At 34.0% G+C, this 18659-nt stretch carries 17 protein-coding genes, 1 other RNA gene and 1 other annotated feature (1 of these 19 running past the window's edge); of the genes, 14 read left to right on the plus strand and 4 right to left on the minus strand.

Annotated features, from left to right (window positions below; all coding sequences use genetic code 11):
* Positions 1-89, plus strand: a binding site (T-box leader) (it extends 140 nt beyond the left edge of the window).
* A gap of 66 nt (positions 90-155) precedes the next feature.
* Entirely contained in the window at positions 156-1433 is a 1278-nt protein-coding gene (gene hisS, locus T335_RS19505; protein ID WP_084280778.1) for a histidine--tRNA ligase, read from the plus strand.
* 170 nt (positions 1434-1603) lie between these two features.
* Positions 1604-3376: an aspartate--tRNA ligase gene (aspS, locus tag T335_RS0100385; RefSeq protein WP_026475765.1), complete on the plus strand. Its 1773-nt coding sequence runs from the start codon at positions 1604-1606 to the stop codon at positions 3374-3376.
* A gap of 311 nt (positions 3377-3687) precedes the next feature.
* On the opposite strand, the gene T335_RS0100390 is transcribed toward aspS, so the two are convergent.
* Entirely contained in the window at positions 3688-4185 is a 498-nt protein-coding gene (locus T335_RS0100390; RefSeq protein ID WP_026475766.1) for a hypothetical protein, read from the minus strand.
* 175 nt (positions 4186-4360) lie between these two features.
* Positions 4361-4591 (minus strand): hypothetical protein, encoded by a 231-nt coding sequence (locus T335_RS0100395; RefSeq protein ID WP_026475767.1) that lies wholly within the window; start codon positions 4589-4591, stop codon positions 4361-4363.
* Positions 4592-4877: 286 nt separating this feature from the next.
* Here T335_RS0100395 and T335_RS0100400 point away from each other — a divergent pair, with 286 nt between their 5' ends.
* From T335_RS0100400 to ptsP, 11 genes are all read left to right on the plus strand, one after another.
* Positions 4878-5186, plus strand: coding sequence for a DUF2325 domain-containing protein (locus tag T335_RS0100400; protein ID WP_026475768.1), 309 nt, complete (start codon positions 4878-4880; stop codon positions 5184-5186).
* Between the two features lie 37 nt (positions 5187-5223).
* Positions 5224-5402, plus strand: a non-coding RNA gene (ssrS, locus tag T335_RS21855) — 6S RNA.
* A 242-nt stretch (positions 5403-5644) separates the two neighbouring features.
* Entirely contained in the window at positions 5645-6403 is a 759-nt protein-coding gene (locus tag T335_RS0100410) for a tRNA threonylcarbamoyladenosine dehydratase (RefSeq protein ID WP_026475770.1), read from the plus strand.
* Positions 6404-6464: 61 nt separating this feature from the next.
* Positions 6465-6911: a SoxR reducing system RseC family protein gene (locus T335_RS0100415; protein ID WP_026475771.1), complete on the plus strand. Its 447-nt coding sequence runs from the start codon at positions 6465-6467 to the stop codon at positions 6909-6911.
* A 435-nt stretch (positions 6912-7346) separates the two neighbouring features.
* Positions 7347-8780, plus strand: coding sequence for a PTS system trehalose-specific EIIBC component (treP, locus tag T335_RS0100420; RefSeq protein WP_026475772.1), 1434 nt, complete (start codon positions 7347-7349; stop codon positions 8778-8780).
* A 234-nt stretch (positions 8781-9014) separates the two neighbouring features.
* Entirely contained in the window at positions 9015-10685 is a 1671-nt protein-coding gene (gene treC / locus T335_RS0100425) for an alpha,alpha-phosphotrehalase (RefSeq protein WP_026475773.1), read from the plus strand.
* A 41-nt stretch (positions 10686-10726) separates the two neighbouring features.
* The gene (gene treR / locus T335_RS0100430) at positions 10727-11443 is read left to right on the plus strand and encodes a trehalose operon repressor (RefSeq protein ID WP_026475774.1); all 717 of its coding nucleotides are present in this window, start codon (positions 10727-10729) and stop codon (positions 11441-11443) included.
* Between the two features lie 30 nt (positions 11444-11473).
* Positions 11474-12310 (plus strand): PRD domain-containing protein, encoded by an 837-nt coding sequence (locus T335_RS0100435; protein ID WP_026475775.1) that lies wholly within the window; start codon positions 11474-11476, stop codon positions 12308-12310.
* A 255-nt stretch (positions 12311-12565) separates the two neighbouring features.
* Complete coding sequence (locus tag T335_RS0100440; RefSeq protein ID WP_169735919.1) at positions 12566-13366, plus strand: PTS sugar transporter subunit IIA; 801 nt, start codon at positions 12566-12568, stop codon at positions 13364-13366.
* A 27-nt stretch (positions 13367-13393) separates the two neighbouring features.
* Positions 13394-13654: an HPr family phosphocarrier protein gene (locus T335_RS0100445; RefSeq protein WP_026475777.1), complete on the plus strand. Its 261-nt coding sequence runs from the start codon at positions 13394-13396 to the stop codon at positions 13652-13654.
* 14 nt (positions 13655-13668) lie between these two features.
* A complete protein-coding gene (gene ptsP, locus T335_RS0100450; RefSeq protein ID WP_026475778.1) occupies positions 13669-15378 on the plus strand; it encodes a phosphoenolpyruvate--protein phosphotransferase in 1710 nt (569 codons plus the stop codon).
* Between the two features lie 169 nt (positions 15379-15547).
* Here ptsP and T335_RS0100455 read toward each other — a convergent pair whose 3' ends face one another.
* On the minus strand, positions 15548-16018 hold the full coding sequence (locus T335_RS0100455) for a threonine/serine exporter family protein (RefSeq protein ID WP_026475779.1): 471 nt from the start codon (positions 16016-16018) through the stop codon (positions 15548-15550).
* Positions 16015-16803, minus strand: coding sequence for a threonine/serine exporter family protein (locus T335_RS0100460; RefSeq protein WP_026475780.1), 789 nt, complete (start codon positions 16801-16803; stop codon positions 16015-16017). The genes T335_RS0100455 and T335_RS0100460 overlap by 4 nt, the downstream gene beginning before the upstream one ends.
* A gap of 556 nt (positions 16804-17359) precedes the next feature.
* Here T335_RS0100460 and T335_RS0100465 point away from each other — a divergent pair.
* The gene (locus T335_RS0100465) at positions 17360-18592 is read left to right on the plus strand and encodes a serine hydroxymethyltransferase (protein WP_026475781.1); all 1233 of its coding nucleotides are present in this window, start codon (positions 17360-17362) and stop codon (positions 18590-18592) included.
* Positions 18593-18659 lie beyond the last annotated feature (67 nt).

Here is an 18659-nt window from a genome sequence, read left to right on the forward strand (position 1 = left end):
GAAAGTACGTACACCTGCGTTAAAGGTTTTAAGTGGGATTTGATCCAATTAGGGTGGTACCGCGGGAATATAATACTCTCGTCCCTTGCCAGGGGGCTGAGGGTTTTTTTATACCCTAAAATATGAAAATAATAGAGAATGGAGGACTGAGTTAGATGAAAATAAGTACATCAACAGTAAGGGGTACCTTTGATATTGTACCTGCTGATATGAATTTAAGAGAATGGATGAAAAACACAGTACTAGGCATCTACAAGCAAAGCGGTTTTGAGCAAATAGAAACACCTTCAATAGAAAATTTAGAGCTATTAACTAAAAGTGAAGGTGGGGAAAACTTAAGCTTACTTTTTAAAATCTTAAAAAGAGGAGAAAAGCTTAATTTAGATCAAGAAAATTTAAAGGAAGATGATATCTGCGATTTAGGTCTAAGGTATGACTTAACTTTACCTTTAAGCCGTTTCTATACGAATAATCGTGAAGTATTACCAAACCCTTTTAAAGCAATCCAAACAGGATGGGTATGGAGGGCAGAAAGACCTCAAAAGGGAAGATTTAGACAGTTTACCCAATGTGATATCGACATTATGGGAGAGAAATCTGAAATAGCTGAAATAGAGCTAATTACAACGACTGCAAAAGCCCTACAGGCCCTAACTTTTAAAGATTTTACTGTTAAAATTAACGATAGAAGAGTATTAAAAAGTGTTATTTTAAGTATTGGTTTTAAAGAGGAAGATGTTGAATCTGTTTGTATTACCCTAGACAAGATGGATAAGATCCAAGAAGATGGGGTTGTTAAAGAGTTAATTGCAAAGGGCTACGAAACGGCGCTTTCAAATGCCCTTATAGAAGCATTGAAGAAAGTTAAGAGCTTAGATGAAAATATACTTCACGATTATCAAGTGGAGGAAGATGTATTAACCTCTCTAAAAAGGGTAATAGAGGTTGTTAAAACCCAAGCTAAAGGCCAATATAATATTGAGTTTGATGTAACCTTAATTAGAGGAATGGGCTACTATACAGGCCAAATCTTTGAAATTGTCAGCAATGAATTTGGAAGCTCTATTGCAGGTGGTGGAAGATACGATAAGATGATTGGTAGATTCCAAAAAGAAGATGTACCAGCAGTAGGTTTTTCAATTGGTTTTGAAAGAATCTACTCCATCTTAAAAGAAAGAAATTTTGAGATTCCCGACACGAGAGAGAAAATTGCCCTATTATTTAATGGTAATGAAGATATAAACAGTGTTTTAAACTGGGCTAATCAATTAAGGGAAGAAGGTAAAATTGTAAGTGTTTTCCCTAAAAATAAAAAGTTTGGTAAACAGATTAATAACCTTATTAAGCAACGTTTTGATGCCTATGGAATCTGTAATAATGGCGAATTAGGAGAAATTACGAAGCTAGAAGAAGAAGGAAAAGAAGGAAAATAATCTAAAAACTGAAATAGTAGAAACCATTAGAAAACAATTAGAGACAATTAGAAATAATTAGAAACAAGTGGATAGGTATATTGATAGATAGGTGTTACTAACCACAAATTTAACTAAATATTTATTCTAAAAAATAAAGTTAGTATAGCGATGATTAGGAGGCGGTTTAAATGACAGTAAAGCTAAAAAGAACCCATATGGCTGGTACGTTAAGAAGCCAGCATGTGGAGGAAAAAGTAACCCTAATGGGATGGGTACAAAAGAGAAGAGACTTAGGAGGTCTAATCTTCGTAGACCTTAGAGATAGAAGTGGTATTATGCAGATCGTATTTGATAAGGATGTTTCAGAAGAAGCCTTTACAGCTGCAGAAGGGCTAGGGTCTGAATATGTTATCGCTGTAGAAGGAAAGGTCTTTACAAGACAATCAATTAACCCCAACATGCCAACAGGGGAAGTAGAAATTTTTGCAGAAACCCTTCAAATATTAAATAAGGCAGAAACGCCACCAATCTATATTAAAGATGATGATGATGTTTCTGAAAACCTAAGATTAAAATATCGTTATTTAGATTTAAGAAAGCCATCAATGCAAAAAAACTTAATGATTAGACACGAGACAGCTAAAATAGTAAGAAACTTTTTAAGTGAAGAAGGCTTTGTTGAAGTGGAAACACCTGTATTAACGAAGCCAACACCAGAAGGAGCAAGGGACTACCTAGTACCAAGTAGAGTAAACCCAGGCAAATTCTATGCCTTACCCCAATCTCCTCAGTTATTTAAGCAGTTATTAATGGTTTCTGGTATGGACAGGTATTTCCAAATCGTAAAATGTTTTAGAGATGAAGACTTAAGGGCAGACCGACAACCAGAGTTTACTCAAATAGACTGCGAAATGTCCTTTGTTGATGTAGAAGACGTAATTGAAATTAATGAAAGACTAGTAGAAAAAATCTTTAAGGAAGTATTAGATGTAGAAATTCAATTACCTTTACAACAAATGACCTATGAAGAAGCAATGGAAAGATACGGTTCTGATAAGCCAGATGTTCGTTTTGGTTTTGAATTAGTTAATGTATCTGACTTAGTTAAGGGATGTGGGTTTAAGGTATTTACATCAGCAATAGAAAATGGAGGTTCTGTAAGGGGAATCAATGTGAAGGGCTATGGCGATAAGTTTAGTCGTAAAGACATTACTTCATTAGAAGACTATGTAAAGACCTACGGAGCTAAAGGGTTAGCTTGGATTAAAATCACCAATGAAGGGGTTACTTCACCTATTGCAAAATTCTTTAATGAAGATGAAATGGCAGCTATACTAAAGGCTTTTAACGGAGAAGAGGGAGACTTAATTCTATTTGTAGCCGATAAAAATAGTGTTGTATTAGACTCTTTAGGGCATTTAAGGGGAGAAGTGGCTAAGCGATTAGGCTTATTAAATAAAGATGAATATAAGGCCCTATGGGTAACAGAGTTCCCATTATTTGAATATGACGAAGAAGCCAACCGTTTTGTAGCAAAGCATCATCCTTTTACATCACCAGTAGAGGCTGATATTCCATTATTAGAGACAGAACCAGAGAAGGTAAGGGCTAGAGCCTATGACATGGTAATTAATGGTTATGAAGTGGGTGGAGGAAGTATTAGAATCCATTCTTCTGAGCTACAAGAAAAGATGTTTAAGGCATTAGGCTTCTCTCAAGAAGAAGCATGGGATCAATTTGGTTTCCTATTAAACGCCTTCAAATATGGAACACCTCCCCACGGTGGAATTGCCTTTGGTCTAGATCGTTTAATTATGCTTCTAACTAAAGAAGAAAACATTAGAGAGGTAATTGCCTTCCCTAAAACTCAAAATGCTTCTTGTCCATTAACCAACGCACCAGCAGTTGCAGAGGAAAAGGCATTGGAAGAGTTAAGTATTAGGACTGTAGTGGAAGAGTAGTAGAGTTAAGATTTGGCTGCAAGATTTAGTACTACAAGATTTAGTACTATAAAACAGATAAAGTAAATAATATCAGAATATTAGCAAGGGGTTTCTTCTAATGGCACTAAGTCAATTAGGAGAAGCCCCTTTTTCTTAAATTATAAAAAAATTAAGTTTAAAATCTATGATTAGTTTTCTTATGTTGGAGAAACACTTTTTTAAAATAAACGTAAAAAGAGATGACAATAAGGTAATTAATATAAGTAAATAAACAGTAACACCCTAGTCGTACATATCAAGTTTTTTATGAAAAAGCTGGTGATAGTACCTTATAGATTTCTATAATCGTTTGATTCTATACTGACAGTCTGAAAATACAAGTATTTTAACTCTTCTTCTTGATTTTCTAGAGATAAGGCCTTATACCAGTCTTCATTTTTATCTGCTTCCTTAAATATACTAGGTCGCCAAAGATATAGTCCTAATTTGGGGAAAGCGTATGTGTAGCCTAACTCCCAATGATTAGAATCATAGGGCGAAATCTGTTCAATCTGCTTAATAAGTATCTCTGCTTTAGTATTAAATATATCTATGTCTTTAAATACACAATTAAATATATTCTTAATATCTGATATAATTTGAATAAAATTAACTTTGTTTTCTGAACTGTAATCAATTTGAAAGACATGTTTAAAAAATTTTTGATCAAAACCTAACTCTAAATACTTGTTTGAATAGTCCTTAATACATTGCTCTACTTCACTAGGGCTCATACCAAGAGAAATTGTTCCGATACCTTGTTTTGGTTCGATAATTAAAGCATCCATCGTCATCCTCCTAATTTATTTTATCTATATTGTTACTGAATGTAATGTTAAGCTTAATGATTTTTTATCTGTTATTTGTGTTTTTTATTTGCCCTTATTCAACCTTAAAATACCTAACAAAATAATACAGCCCTATAGGTATTTGCAATGTTCCAAATAGCGATAAATAAAGTAGCTACCGAAATGGAATGAATAAATAAGTTATCATTCTTGATTCATCATTACCAATTAGTGTGTCTGCAAGATATGTCAAAGTAAAATATAAAATAACTAATACAACAAATGAAAGTAACCCCCTAATTAATATTCTAAAACCACTTTTTCTATTTCTATATTCATCTTTACCTCTAATATCAACATCCCAAGCTCCATCTTTTGAATTTGGTCCACTTAACCACCAACTCATGCTTCCAACTCCTTTTTTAAGCATCTGATTTAAATAAATACTACCATATTTTTATTTTGAATAATAGATTATTGTTAAATTTTTCTATTTTAAAGTCGACAAATATCAATCCCTACCAAACACTACCAACCCAAACATCAAACACCAATGTTTTATCCAACCCTTTTATGGGTATCAGAATATTATCAAAACTTTAAAAAGGATATTGACAACATGGCCATTTTAGTTATATAATAATGATAATCATTATCAATATTAATTATTGAAGATACGGAGGCGGATAAATATGAAAGCGTTATTGGTAGGTGCAGATCGATTGGGTAATATCCCAAGTACATTAGAGAGTCATGGGATTAAGGAATACATACACTGGACAGGTAGAAAGAAGGGTATGAGAAAACTTGATATTCCAGAAAAGGTAGATATGGTTATTGTTTTTACAGATTTTATAGAACATAATATCACAGAAATAGTGAAGCAAAAGGCAAAGCAAAATAAAATACCTTGTGTGTTTTCCCGTAGAGCCTGTAGCGATCTAAGTAAGCGTTTAATGAATTGTAAAGATTGTAATCTTTGTTCAATTTCCAATAATTAAAATTTGAAATATTCCAAATTATATGTTATCATATTATTAAATCCTGCTGTGTGCGAAGAAACGATCTAGTTTTGAGGCAACATATTTACATTGGGAGTCTGGGTTTGGTGATGTAGAAAACGCCCCCTCTAGAGGGGACTTTTGAAACCATCAGCAGGACACCCCCCTGCTAGCGCAGGTTTCAAAACAATCGTTAAACGGCACAGCGGGCCCTATAGTGACTTCTCAAAAGCTTCTAAACAGGGGGCTTTTTTTAATGTAAACACATATACTAAGTTATGGTTAAATCTTATATCGATTATGCAATTTCTTCAATTAACTAAGAAATCTGTAGATGGCAATACTATGTTAAATAATTAAAATTTTCTTAAATGCTATAAATATGTGAGCAAATGAGTTGACAGTAAATAAATTTTTCGTTACTATTAAGGTTAGCGTACAATTAAAGGAGGATCAGAATGGCACTACATTCTTTTTCAAGAAGCGAATTGCTTATCGGAACAGAGGGATTAAACAAATTAAAAAATAGTAAGGTAGCGATTTTTGGTATTGGTGGAGTAGGTACTTTTACTGTAGAAGCTTTAGCAAGAACAGGTGTAGGAAAATTTGTACTAGTGGATGATGATGACATCTGTTTAACGAATATAAATCGTCAGCTGCATGCTACCAGAAGTACAGTTGGTAAAGCAAAGGTTGAAGTGATGAAGGAAAGAATATTAGATATTAATCCAAAGGCTGAAGTAGTTGGGTATAGAGAATTATACAATAGTGAAAGCGCTGAAAGGCTATTACAACCAGATTATGATTACGTTGTTGATGCTATAGATATGGTGTCGGCGAAATTAGATTTAATAGAAAGAAGTAAAAAAATGAATCTCCCTATTATCAGTAGTATGGGGGCAGGAAACAAATTAGACCCAACTCGATTTGAGGTGACAGATATTTCTAAGACTTCTATTTGTCCTTTGGCAAAGGTAATGAGAAAAGAGCTTAGAAAACGTGGCGTTAAGGGGGTAAAAGTTGTTTACTCCAAAGAAGAGCCAATGACACCTCTACAACTAGATAATGACTGTAAAACCAACTGTATATGTACTAATAAAACTAGAACCTGTACAGTAAAGCATCAAATTCCTGGCAGTGTTGCCTTTGTTCCTTCTGTGGTAGGGCTAATCATTGCATCGGTAGTTGTTAGGGATTTAATTAAAACAACTGATTAATTAGCAGAATCATGTGTATATATATAAATACACGAAATAGGGACTAAAAGGAGGGGAAAGGATGAAACAAGTTGGTATTGTAACTTCAGTAGAAGGTAAAACGGCAAAAGTATTAATGCAAAGACACTCTAGTTGTGGAGACTGTCATGCCTGCAAAATGGGGGATGAAAATACAAAACTAGAGATCAAAGTATTAAACGAAGCCCAAGCAAAGGTAGGAGAATGGGTAACCGTTGACATGAGGGACCAAGATGTATTAACGGCTGCCTTTATGGTTTATGTAATCCCTCTATTAACATTACTGTTTGGTGTAATTAGTGGTAATTTCATTCTAAACGCTATGGGTATAGAAAACTTTAAAGATATCTTTTCAGCTTTATTTGGTTTTGGGGCAATGGCAATCTCCTTTATTTTCTTAAAAAGGAGAGAAGGTAATTTAAAAATGGATAAAAGATTCCTTCCAGTTGCTTCTTCTATTTTAGACAACGAAAGTGGATGCAGTCATTAATAATTTTGACAACAATGAAGCCAGCCTTTTTAATTTAAGGTTGGCTTTATTGTTGTTTCTTATATGGCATTATATAAACGACAATTGCATAACAATAACACTGAAATTATATTCGTTTTTTCAAAAATAAAAACTAATTCCCCCAGTGTAAAAAGTAGATTTGCGAAATCTTAGATTTAGAGGCAGTCACTTTGATATTTTTTAATATCATCTATATTTCTGGTTTAACACTAAGTAGGGAAGTTCTTATTTTCCATATAAGATATTTTTAGAGTTTTAAAATTCAAAAAATTTAAAATAAATAAAAAAGCATCTTGACTCAACCTGTACGTACAGAGTATAATATAAATAACAAACTTGTACGTACAGGTTTTATGTTCTTCATTTGAGGGTGGAAGTAGCTGATCAAATATTAAGGAGATAGGAGGTTTTATCGTGGGGAAATATGCCAGTGAAGTAATGGAGTTATTAAAGCATATTGGTGGAAAAGAAAACATTGTTACCTTGTCCCATTGTGCTACTCGATTACGCTTTGTTTTAAAGGACGTAAAGAAGGCTGATATCAAAAAGATTGAAGGAATCGGTATTGTAAAGGGAACGTTTACACAGGCTGGGCAGTTTCAGATTATTATCGGCAATGAGGTAGCAACTTTTTATAACGAGCTTGTTGAGAAAACAGGTGTCGTTGGTGTTAGTAAGGAAGAAGCTAAAAAGGCTGGTCGACAAAACTTAAACCTACTTCAAAGAATCATTTCACATTTAGGAGAGATCTTTGCTCCTTTAATTCCAGCTATCGTAGTTGGGGGACTAATACTTGGTTTTCGTAATGTAATTGGAGATATTAAAATGCTTGAAGATGGAACAAAAGCACTTACTGAAGTTTCGCAGTTTTGGGCTGGAGTACACCATTTTCTATGGTTAATTGGTGAAGCAGTATTCTTTTTCCTACCTGTAGGAATCACATGGTCTATAGCTAAAAAGATGGGAACAACGCAAATGCTGGGAATTGTTCTAGGAGTCACCTTGGTTTCCCCTCAGCTATTAAATGCATATGATATGGCAGGTGGAGCCCAGGCTCCTGTTTGGGATTTTGGTTTTACTCAAATTCAAATGGTTGGTTATCAAGCTCAGGTTATTCCTGCAATGTTAGCAGGGTTTTTATTAGCAAACCTAGAGCTGAAATTAAGAGATATTGTTCCAAGCTATATTTCAATGGTTGTAGTACCTTTTCTTGCTCTAGTACCAACGGTATTAGTTGCCCATGTTATATTAGGGCCAATAGGATGGACTATAGGGTCGGCAATTTCTAATGTGGTTTATTCAGGGTTAACATCATCCTTTGGTTGGTTATTTGCATCTATATTTGGCTTTGCATATGCACCCCTAGTAATTACTGGGTTACATCATATGACTAATGCCATTGATTTACAATTGATGAGCGAGTTAGGCGGTACCAATCTATGGCCGATGATCGCTTTATCAAATATTGCCCAAGGATCTGCGGTTCTTGCAATGATCTATCTAAATCGAGATGATGAAGAAGAAAAGCAAGTATCAATCCCAGCGGCTATTTCATGTTATTTAGGAGTTACTGAGCCGGCAATGTTTGGTATTAACTTAAAATATGTTTATCCCTTCTTAGCAGCGATGATAGGGTCTGCATTAGCGGCGATTTTCTCAGTAGGTACAGGCGTAATGGCAAACTCCATAGGGGTAGGGGGACTACCTGGAATCCTATCCATTCAACCTAAGCATATGTTGACATTTGCCATCTCGATGGCGATTGCTGTTGTGGCACCCTTCATACTTACAATCATATTCTCTAAGAAAAAGACTAGTTTGAAGTCAAAGGGAAAGGCGACTGCTTAATTTTCATTGAAAAGGTATTAATAAAAAAGAAGGAACTAAATGCTCCTTCTTTTTTAAATATATAAGGAAACGTAAATATATCAGGGAACTGCATAATATCTTGGTATGTATTTATCTATAACTATTACTATTTTTACTTTTGATTATACGAATAGTATTTTAATATTAAAGATGCATTTTCCTAAACTATATAGTTGTTTACTTAAGACAGTTTTGACTAAAGGAGTAGATATCATGAAGGACTTTAAAAAAAGTGTAGTTTATCAAATTTACCCCAAATCATTTATGGATACTAATGGTGACGGTTTTGGCGATTTGCAGGGAGTTATTAGTAAATTAGAATATTTAAAGCTATTGGGAATCGACTATATTTGGCTTACTCCTTTTTATGAATCTCCTCAAAGGGACAATGGGTATGATGTTGCGGATTATTGTAAAATTGACCCAAGGTTTGGAACAATGGAGGACTTTAAAAAACTAGTTACCCAAGCTAATGCATTAGAAATAGATATTATGTTAGATATGGTTTTTAATCACACTTCAACAGAACACCAATGGTTTCAGAAGGCACTAAAGGGTGATGAAAAATACAAGGATTTCTATATTTTTAAAAAACCTAGTAAAGCAAAAGAGCCAAACAATTGGCAATCAAAATTTGGAGGCTCCTGTTGGGAATATGTTAAAGACTTTAATGAATATTACCTTCACTTATTTGATGCTACCCAAGCTGATCTAAATTGGGATAACATAGAACTTCGAAAGGAAATATTTGAAATCGTAAATTATTGGATTAAAATAGGGGTAAAGGGATTTCGGTTTGATGTAATCAATTTAATTTCTAAGCCAAAGGAATTTAAAGATGATTATGAAGGGGATGGAAGGAGATTTTATACCGATGGTCCCTTTATACATCAATATCTAAAGGAGCTAAATAATGAGACCTTTGGTAAACACCCAGAGATTGTAACAGTTGGAGAAATGTCATCTACATCTATAGAAAATTGCATTAAATATTCTAACCCAGCGGAAGATGAACTAAATATGGTCTTTAATTTCCATCATTTAAAAGTAGATTACCATAAGGGTGATAAGTGGACAGTAATGGATTTTGACTTTAAATTACTAAAGGATATTTTAAATAATTGGCAAATTGGAATGCAAAAAGGAAATGGATGGAATGCTGTTTTTTGGTGTAATCACGATCAACCCCGTATCGTATCAAGATTTGGGGATGATGAAACCTATCATAGGGAATCTGCTAAAATGTTAGCAACGGCTATTCATATGTTAAGGGGAACCCCTTATATTTATCAAGGGGAAGAAATTGGTATGACTAATCCCTACTTCAATAGGATAGACCAATATAAGGACATTGAATCTATTAATCATTATAAAATTCTGATAGAGGAAGGTATGGAAGAAGAAGAGGTTATTCAAATACTTCAATCAAAATCTCGAGATAATTCTCGAACACCTATGCAGTGGGACAAAGGAAACAATGCTGGCTTTACAAATAGCAAACCATGGATTTCTGTTGCAAATAACTACCAAGAGATCAATGTAGAGGAAGCATTAAAGGATTCAAACTCAGTTTTTTATCATTACCAGAAGCTGATAAAGCTTAGAAAAAATATGGATATTATTGCTTATGGAGATTATATGCCTCTTTTAGAAGACCATGAAGATATTTATGCTTATATGAGGACTTATGAAAATGAAAAACTAATCGTTATTAATAATTTTTATCCTAGAAATGCAATTTTTCAGTTGCCAGCCCAGTTAAAGTTAGATGATTTTAACTGTCGAGTTTTAATCTCCAATTATGAAAATTCTTCAGAAAGGCTTGATAGACTACTGCTTAGGCCCTACGAATCTATCGTATATCACCTTGAAAAAAGATGTTAATAGTGCTAAAATAAGTAAAAATACGAATCTAGGTGATGGATATGGACCACAAATATATTAATATATATAATAAAATCATAAATAAAATAGAGAATGGGATGCTAGAACCAAAGGAAAAGCTACCCTCAGAAAATGAATTAATGCAGGAGTATCATGTATCGAGGGACACCATTAGGAAGGCACTAGATTTGTTGGAGCGTAATGGTTTTATCCTAAAGGTTAAGGGGAAGGGCTCCTTTGTGTTGGATATTAATAAGTTTGAATTTCCTGTATCTGGTTTAACTAGTTTTAAGGAATTAGCACAAAAAATTAATGTAGAGTCTGAAACAATTGTTAAGGAATGTGCACTAATCAACCCCAATGACTATTTAATGAAGCACCTTAATGTATCTAAGGAAGATAAGGTTTGGAAGGTGATTCGAGTGAGGAAAATAGGGGGGCAAAAAATTATATTAGATAAGGATTACTTAAATATGGAATTCGTACCCCATTTAACAGAAGAGATTTGCAAAGATTCCATCTATCAATATATTGAGAATGACCTTGGGCTAAGAATAAACTTTGCTAAAAAAGAAATTACAGTTCAGCAAGCTACAGAAGAAGACCAGCAGTATTTAGACTTTGACAACTATAATATGATTGTTGTTGTTAAAAACTATATTTATCTAGACAACGGCAGCTTATTTCAATTCACTGAATCAAGGCATCGACCCGATAAATTTAGATTCATCGATTTTGCCAAAAGACAACATTTATAGGGAAAAATCTAATAGTTTTGGAGGATTGCTGTGGGAAAGTATATCATTTCAAAAATTTTAAGTAATAATGTAATATTAGTAAAAGGGGAGCAGAATAGTTTTGTTTTTGTTGGAAAAGGGTTAGGTTTTGGTCGTAAAAAAGGGGACTTATTAGAAAATTTATCAGAGATTGAGGAAAAATTCATATCCTTTAAAGATCTACAAGATAGAAAGTATGAAGCCTTCTTTGAAACAGTTGATCCTCGTATTATTGAGCTTTGTAAAAAGATTAATGAAATGATTTCTTCAGAATTAGGGCTTAACTTTAGCTCTTCAATTAATCTAGGATTAATTGATCATGTTAATTTTGCTATTAAAAGAATTAGAGAAGGGATTGAAATTGTAAATCCATTCTTGTATGAAACAAAGCTATTGTACCCTGTAGAGTATGGGCTAGCCCAAAGAGTTTCCCTTATTTTAGAAGAGGAACTAGCTGTAACGATACCAAAGGAGGAAATCGGTTTCTTAGCCCTTCATTTCTATGGAGGAAGAGGAAGTAACAACAAATTGAAAGCACAGGAGCATTCAAGGCTAATGAATATGCTGATAGATTATATTGAGAAGAAGTTAGCAATAAAATTAGAGAAGGACTCCTTTGATTATAAAAGATTGTTAATTCATCTGGGGGGGATCATTAAAAGGGCTGAAAATAAACAAGAAATTATCGATACAATTAATACAAGCCTAAAGGCTGAACTTGCCTATGAATATAAGTTAGCTTTTGATATTTCAAAGATAATAGAAAATACCATGAAAATTACCATCCCTAAGGCAGAGATTGGCTACACAGCCATCCATCTGCATAAGTTAAGAAATATTATTTCTTAATAGAGGAAATTGCATAATTATATTAAATTTTATATTATTGTAAAGACGAATATAAATTCAGATTGATGGTATTGTGCCATTTCCTTAATAATGAATGAAAAGGTTTTTAACCTAATATATTGTTGATAAGACTTTACGTGTTACTGATTCGATCAGGCATGAGTGAAGAATGATTAAGGAGTAAGTTTTATACCCCTTAATGTCTTTTACCCATGCTTTTTTTGTTGATTAAATTAAGGAAGGAGTAGATTAATGATGTTAAAAAAGCTATTTGGTTTTGGAAAAGCAAAAAACGAAGGCAAAGAAATAGAAAAAAAACCCACAATTGAAGAACAAGCAATCCTAATCATGGAAGCCCTTGGGGGGCAAGGTAATATTCTAAAGGTGGATGCCTGCATGACAAGGCTTAGAATTAGGGTTGTCGATAAAGAGAAAATCCATCAAAGGTCAATAATTGAATTAGGCGCATTAGAGGTGTTAGAGGTTGGAGATGAGCTACAAGCAGTATTTGCCACAGCATCTAATCAATTAAAGGTAGAAATTTTAAAGCATTTCAATGTTGATAAGGAACAGGAAAAGTTAGATGAAAAGCAATCGCCAAATAAACTTAATTTTGTTATGCCTTTAGATGGAACAATTATTAAATTAGCTGATGTTCCTGATGGGGTTTTTGCAAGCAAAATGATGGGAGATGGCTTTGCAATTGATCCAACCTATGGTGAGGTGGTTTCACCAGTCAATGGCAAGGTAATGAATGTATTTGCAACAAAGCATGCAATCGGCCTACTATCAGATCTTAACATGGAAATACTCATTCATGTAGGGATAGATACTGTTAGTCTTAAGGGAGAAGGCTTTGAACTCCTTGTAGATGAAGGGGAAGAAATAAAGGCAGGGCAACCTCTACTTAAGGTTGATCTAGAGAAAATTAAAAAGGCTGGAAAGTCGATTATAACGCCAATCATTTTTACAAACCTTTTTGATGGCCAAGAGATACTCATCCAAGAGGGAAATGAAGTAAAGCGGGGAGAGGCAGACCAATTAATTATAAAATAGATAAAAGATAAAAGGGAGGAATATCTTGTGAAAAAAGAAATTACTATTCTAAATGAGACTGGAATTCATGCAAGGCCAGCTGCTATTATTTCAAAAACAGCAGGTGAATTTTCTTCGGAAATATTCATTGAATTTAAAGATAAAGTGGTTAATGCTAAATCGATTATGAATATCTTAAGTGCTGGGCTTCAGAAGGGCGACAAGGCAATGTTAACGATTACAGGTGAAGATGAAGCAGAAGCAATGATGGCCCTTGAAGAACTGTTTAATTCTAGCTTTGGTGAGTAAAGGAAGGTGAGATTATGCTTAAGGGAACAGCAGCATCCCCAGGTTATGCTATAGGGAAAGCCCTTGTGCTTAGGAATGAAGCGATAAAGATAGAAAAGGAAACTGTAGCTAATGTTGAAGAGGAAAAAGAAAGGTTTTCATCAGCTTTAAAGAAATCTAAAGAAGAAATAATAAAAATTAGAGAAAAAGCATTGGTTAATTTAGGGGAGAGTAAGGCGGCAATTTTTGATGCCCATTTAATGATTCTAGAAGACCCAGAATTAATAAAGACCATCCATCAAAAAATAGAGAACAACTATAATGCTACCTTTGCATTAAAGGAAACAGCCGATGAATTTATAGCCATATTTGAAGGAATGGATAATGAATACATGAAGGAAAGGGCAGCGGATATACGTGATGTTACTGACCGTATTTTAAGAAATTTAACAGGCCAAAAGGCCACTGACTTATCCCTTTTAGATGAAGAGGTAATTATAGTAGCCCACGACCTGACCCCATCTGAAACAGCTACAATGGATAAGGATAAAATCTTAGGATTTATAACAAATATTGGTGGGCGAACCTCCCACACAGCTATTATGGCAAGAACCCTAGAAATTCCTGCTGTAGTAGGTTTAAATAATGCCACTTCTGTAATTAACGATGGAGATTTCATAATTTTAGATGGAGAAACTGGCAAAATCGACATCAACCCATCCCAAGATCAAATAGAAGAATATAAAAGGTTAAAGGATGCCTATGAAAAAGAACGGAAAGACCTTGAAGCAATGAGGGGGAAGGCAAGTATCACAAAGGATGGTAGACAGGTAGAACTTGGTGGGAATATAGGAACCCCAGAAGATATTAATGGTCTTTTAAGAAATGATGCTGAGGGGGTAGGCTTATTTAGAACAGAATTCCTATATATGAACAGAAATACGATGCCTACTGAAGAGGAACAATTTAGCGCCTATAAGAAGGTTTTAGAAGCAATGAATCCTAAACCTGTTGTCATTAGAACCCTGGACATTGGAGGAGATAAAAATCTTCCCTATTTAAAGATTGATGAAGAGATGAATCCCTTCTTGGGATATCGAGCAATTCGTCTGTGCTTAAAAGAAAATAAAATCTTTAAAGATCAGCTTAGGGCCATGCTTAGGGCAAGTATTTACGGTAATTTAAAAATAATGTTCCCGATGATCTCTAATCTAAAGGAACTTTTAGAGGCTAAAAAAGTTTTACAGGAGGTAATGGAGGAACTTAATCAGGAAGGCATTCGTTTTTCTGATGATATAGAAGTGGGGATCATGATTGAAGTACCTTCTGCAGCAATCATTAGTGATATGCTAGCAAAACATGTAGATTTTTTTAGTATCGGTACAAACGACTTGATTCAATATACTTGTGCTGTAGATCGAATGAATGAAAAAATTCATGATTTATATCAACCCTTCCATCCTGCTGTTCTTAGATTAATACAAATGGTAATTGAAAATGGTCATAAAGAAGGGATTTGGGTTGGTATGTGTGGAGAATCGGCAGGAGACCAAAGGTTGATTCCGATATTTTTAGGGATGGGGCTAGATGAATTTAGCATGAGCCCGATATCAATCTTACCTGCTAGGAAATTAATAAGTTCTCTAAGTTATGAAGAGTGGAAAAAACATGCAGAAAATATGCTCTCCTTGTCAACTTCAGAGGAAATAATAGAATATGTTGATAGATTAAAACTTAATGCTTAGTTAACATACTATATTGTTTTCATACTATGGTGTTATCACATATGGAGTAATTGACTTGATACAGTCAGGTTGATTCTTCTGTCGATAGATTGTCTTCATAATAACAAGCCTGTTGGGAAGTCTTTAGCTAGACTTTTCAACAGGCTTAAATTTTTAATTATGAATTTCTTTATTTATTGGTGTCCACTTTTTTATCCATTTTTTTTCTTTGAAGGGCCCGTTTTCTGTAGGCGTTTATAGAGAGGGTGATGGTTAAGGCTGCTGATATTGACATTGCAACCATAAGAGCATCACTTCCGTAGGTGGTGGCTTTTTGAAAATCATTCTCTAAAATTGAAAGCATGGTATAATAGAGGCCATAACCAGGAACAAGCGGAATAATTCCTGGGATAATATATACTGTGATGGGGTTTTTGTAGTAGGTGGCAAAAAACTCACCAATTAGTCCTATTCCTAATGAGGCAATAAAGGTTGAAACAATAGCAGATTGTGAAATTTCATTGGACAAAATGTAAATGATCCACCCTGTACCTCCTGCTATACCAGATTTTATTAAAGATTTCTTTGGAGCGTTAAAAATCACCGCAAAACCGATAGTACAAATGAATGCATAGATAAAGTTCCCTAGAAGACTAATCATATTAGGTTACCTCCTGCTAAAAAAACCCAAGTTTTTAAGATGAATCCAACACCGAAGGCAATTGATATGGCGATTAAAAAGGCTTCGGCCCCCCTCGCCAATCCGGAAACTAAGTCACCTGAGATCGTATCCCTAACAGCATTGGTTATGGCAACCCCAGGCACCATGATCATAATAGCTCCAATAATTACCATGTCAACATGAATTGCAGGATGAATAGAAAATAAAATAGCCATAAGGGCAGCAACTGAGCCCCCTGCCATATTGGTAATAAATAGATTAAAACCATTCTTTTGAAGCTGATGTAGTGAAATGGTTACAAGAATACTGGTCATTAAAGCTGCAAAGAATTCATAAAAATTACAACCAAATAATAAAGCAACGAAAGCACTGGCAATTCCACCGAATAAGGCTCTGGTTTTTAAGTTGTAGGCCGGTAATTGATCGATAGCTTTAAGTTTAGCCATGGCTTCTTCAAGGGACATTGATGATTCAACAAATTTACGAGAGAAATCATTTACTTCATTAATTTTATTTAAATTAATGCTTCTAGAATTAATTCGCTTAACATAGGAAATCATTTCATTATGATCTTCACCTTCATTGTCAACAGAGATAATAATTCCAGTTGGGGTAACATAAGACTCAACAAAGGGGAAGTTTCGTGATTTACATAGTCTGATTATGGTATCTTCTACACGATAGGTTTCACCGCCATTTTTAAGCATAATCTCACCTGCATAGAGAGCCATAACCAATAACTTTTTTTGGTTTACCCGTTGCATTTAAACACCTCCCAAATGGTATTACTATACTATACCAAATGTTAGAGAATAATATAAGGGGGGAAAATAAAAAAAATTAATTTTTAAATAATAATTTTTAAAAAGAGATATTTTTTCTGTTATATTGGGTATATATCCAGCGATAAGATATTATTATTATCATTATTATTTCTCGTTTTTGAAATAGTAGCTTTATAATTGAGGAAATTGCAGAGTTAATTTAATTAGCTACTAGTATTTAGTAGACTGAGCTAATGCTATTTTCAATAGTCTTAGGTATGTTTAACTGGTATATGTGTATAATATAACATGATTGACATCATTAGACTGTTAGATGATAAGATATTAAAATCGTTGAAAATAAAATTTTTTATCTTTATCAGCATTACTAGATATAAAGATGATAAAGATTGATTATGAAATAATATAAGCCCCTAAGTAATAGTTTAAGCTAGGTAATATTTTGTAAAATTTTTCTGTCAAACTTGTAAATTTAAGATAAAAAAACTATAATAAAGTTATGGTAAATTTCGACAAAGCGAAGGGAGAATGACCTATGAACTTTGAACAATTAATTAAAGCAGATCCTGAGATTTATGAAGTAATTCAAAAGGAAACAAAAAGACAGAGGGAAAAGATTGAATTAATTGCATCTGAAAACTTTGTATCAATTCCTGTAATGGAGGCCATGGGTAGTCAGCTTACTAATAAGTATGCAGAAGGGTATCCAGCAAAAAGATATTACGGTGGTTGTGAAGAGGTAGACGTGGCAGAGAATTTAGCCCGTGATAGAATGAAACAATTATTTAATGCAGAACATGCAAATGTTCAACCCCATTCTGGTTCAAATGCAAATATCGGTGTCTACTTTACAGTGTTAGAACCAGGGGATACAGTACTTGGAATGAACTTATCCCACGGTGGACATTTAACCCATGGAAGCCCTGTTAATATTTCTGGTACATATTATAATTTTGTTGAATACGGTGTAGATGAAGAGACCCATCAAATTAACTACGATGAAGTTAGAAGAATTGCTAATGAGGTAAAACCAAAGTTAATTGTTGCGGGTGCAAGTGCTTATCCAAGAGCAATAGACTTTAAAAAGTTTAGAGAGATTGCTGATGAAGTTGAAGCATATCTAATGGTGGATATGGCCCATATTGCAGGGTTAGTGGCTACTGGTTTGCATCAGAATCCTTGCGAATACGCCCATTTTGTTACGACTACTACCCATAAAACCCTTAGAGGACCAAGGGGTGGTGCAATCCTTTGTAAAGAAGAATTTGCAAAGAAAATTGATAAGTCTATCTTCCCTGGGATCCAAGGAGGACCATTAATGCATGTAATCGCTGCAAAGGCTGTAGCATTTAAGGAAGCCTTAAGCCCAGAATTTAAGTCATATCAAGAGCAAGTTCTAAAGAATGCTAAAAGATTAGGCGAAGAATTAGTTAATAGGGGCTTTAAGCTAGTTTCTGGAGGAACAGATAATCATTTATTATTAATAGATTTAAGAAATAAGAATATTACTGGTAAAGATGCAGAAAAATTATTAGATGAAGTGGGTATTACAGTAAATAAAAATACTATTCCTTTTGACCCTCAAAGTCCTTTTGTTACAAGTGGAATTAGAATAGGTACGCCAGCCGTTACAACAAGAGGAATGAAGGAAGAAGATATGGTTACGATTGCCGAAATCATGGCGACAATTATTGATGCCCCTGAAAAGTTAGAAGAAGCAAGTCAGATGGTAACTCAGCTTACCTCAAAGTTTAAGCTATACGAATAAAAAAATATAATAAAAAAATAGAGAAAAATAGTAAAAATCACTGGGCATATTATCCCAGTGATTTTTT

The sequence above is a fragment of the Alkaliphilus transvaalensis ATCC 700919 genome (assembly GCF_000621485.1).
Classification (GTDB): Bacteria; Bacillota; Clostridia; order Peptostreptococcales; family Natronincolaceae; genus Alkaliphilus; species Alkaliphilus transvaalensis.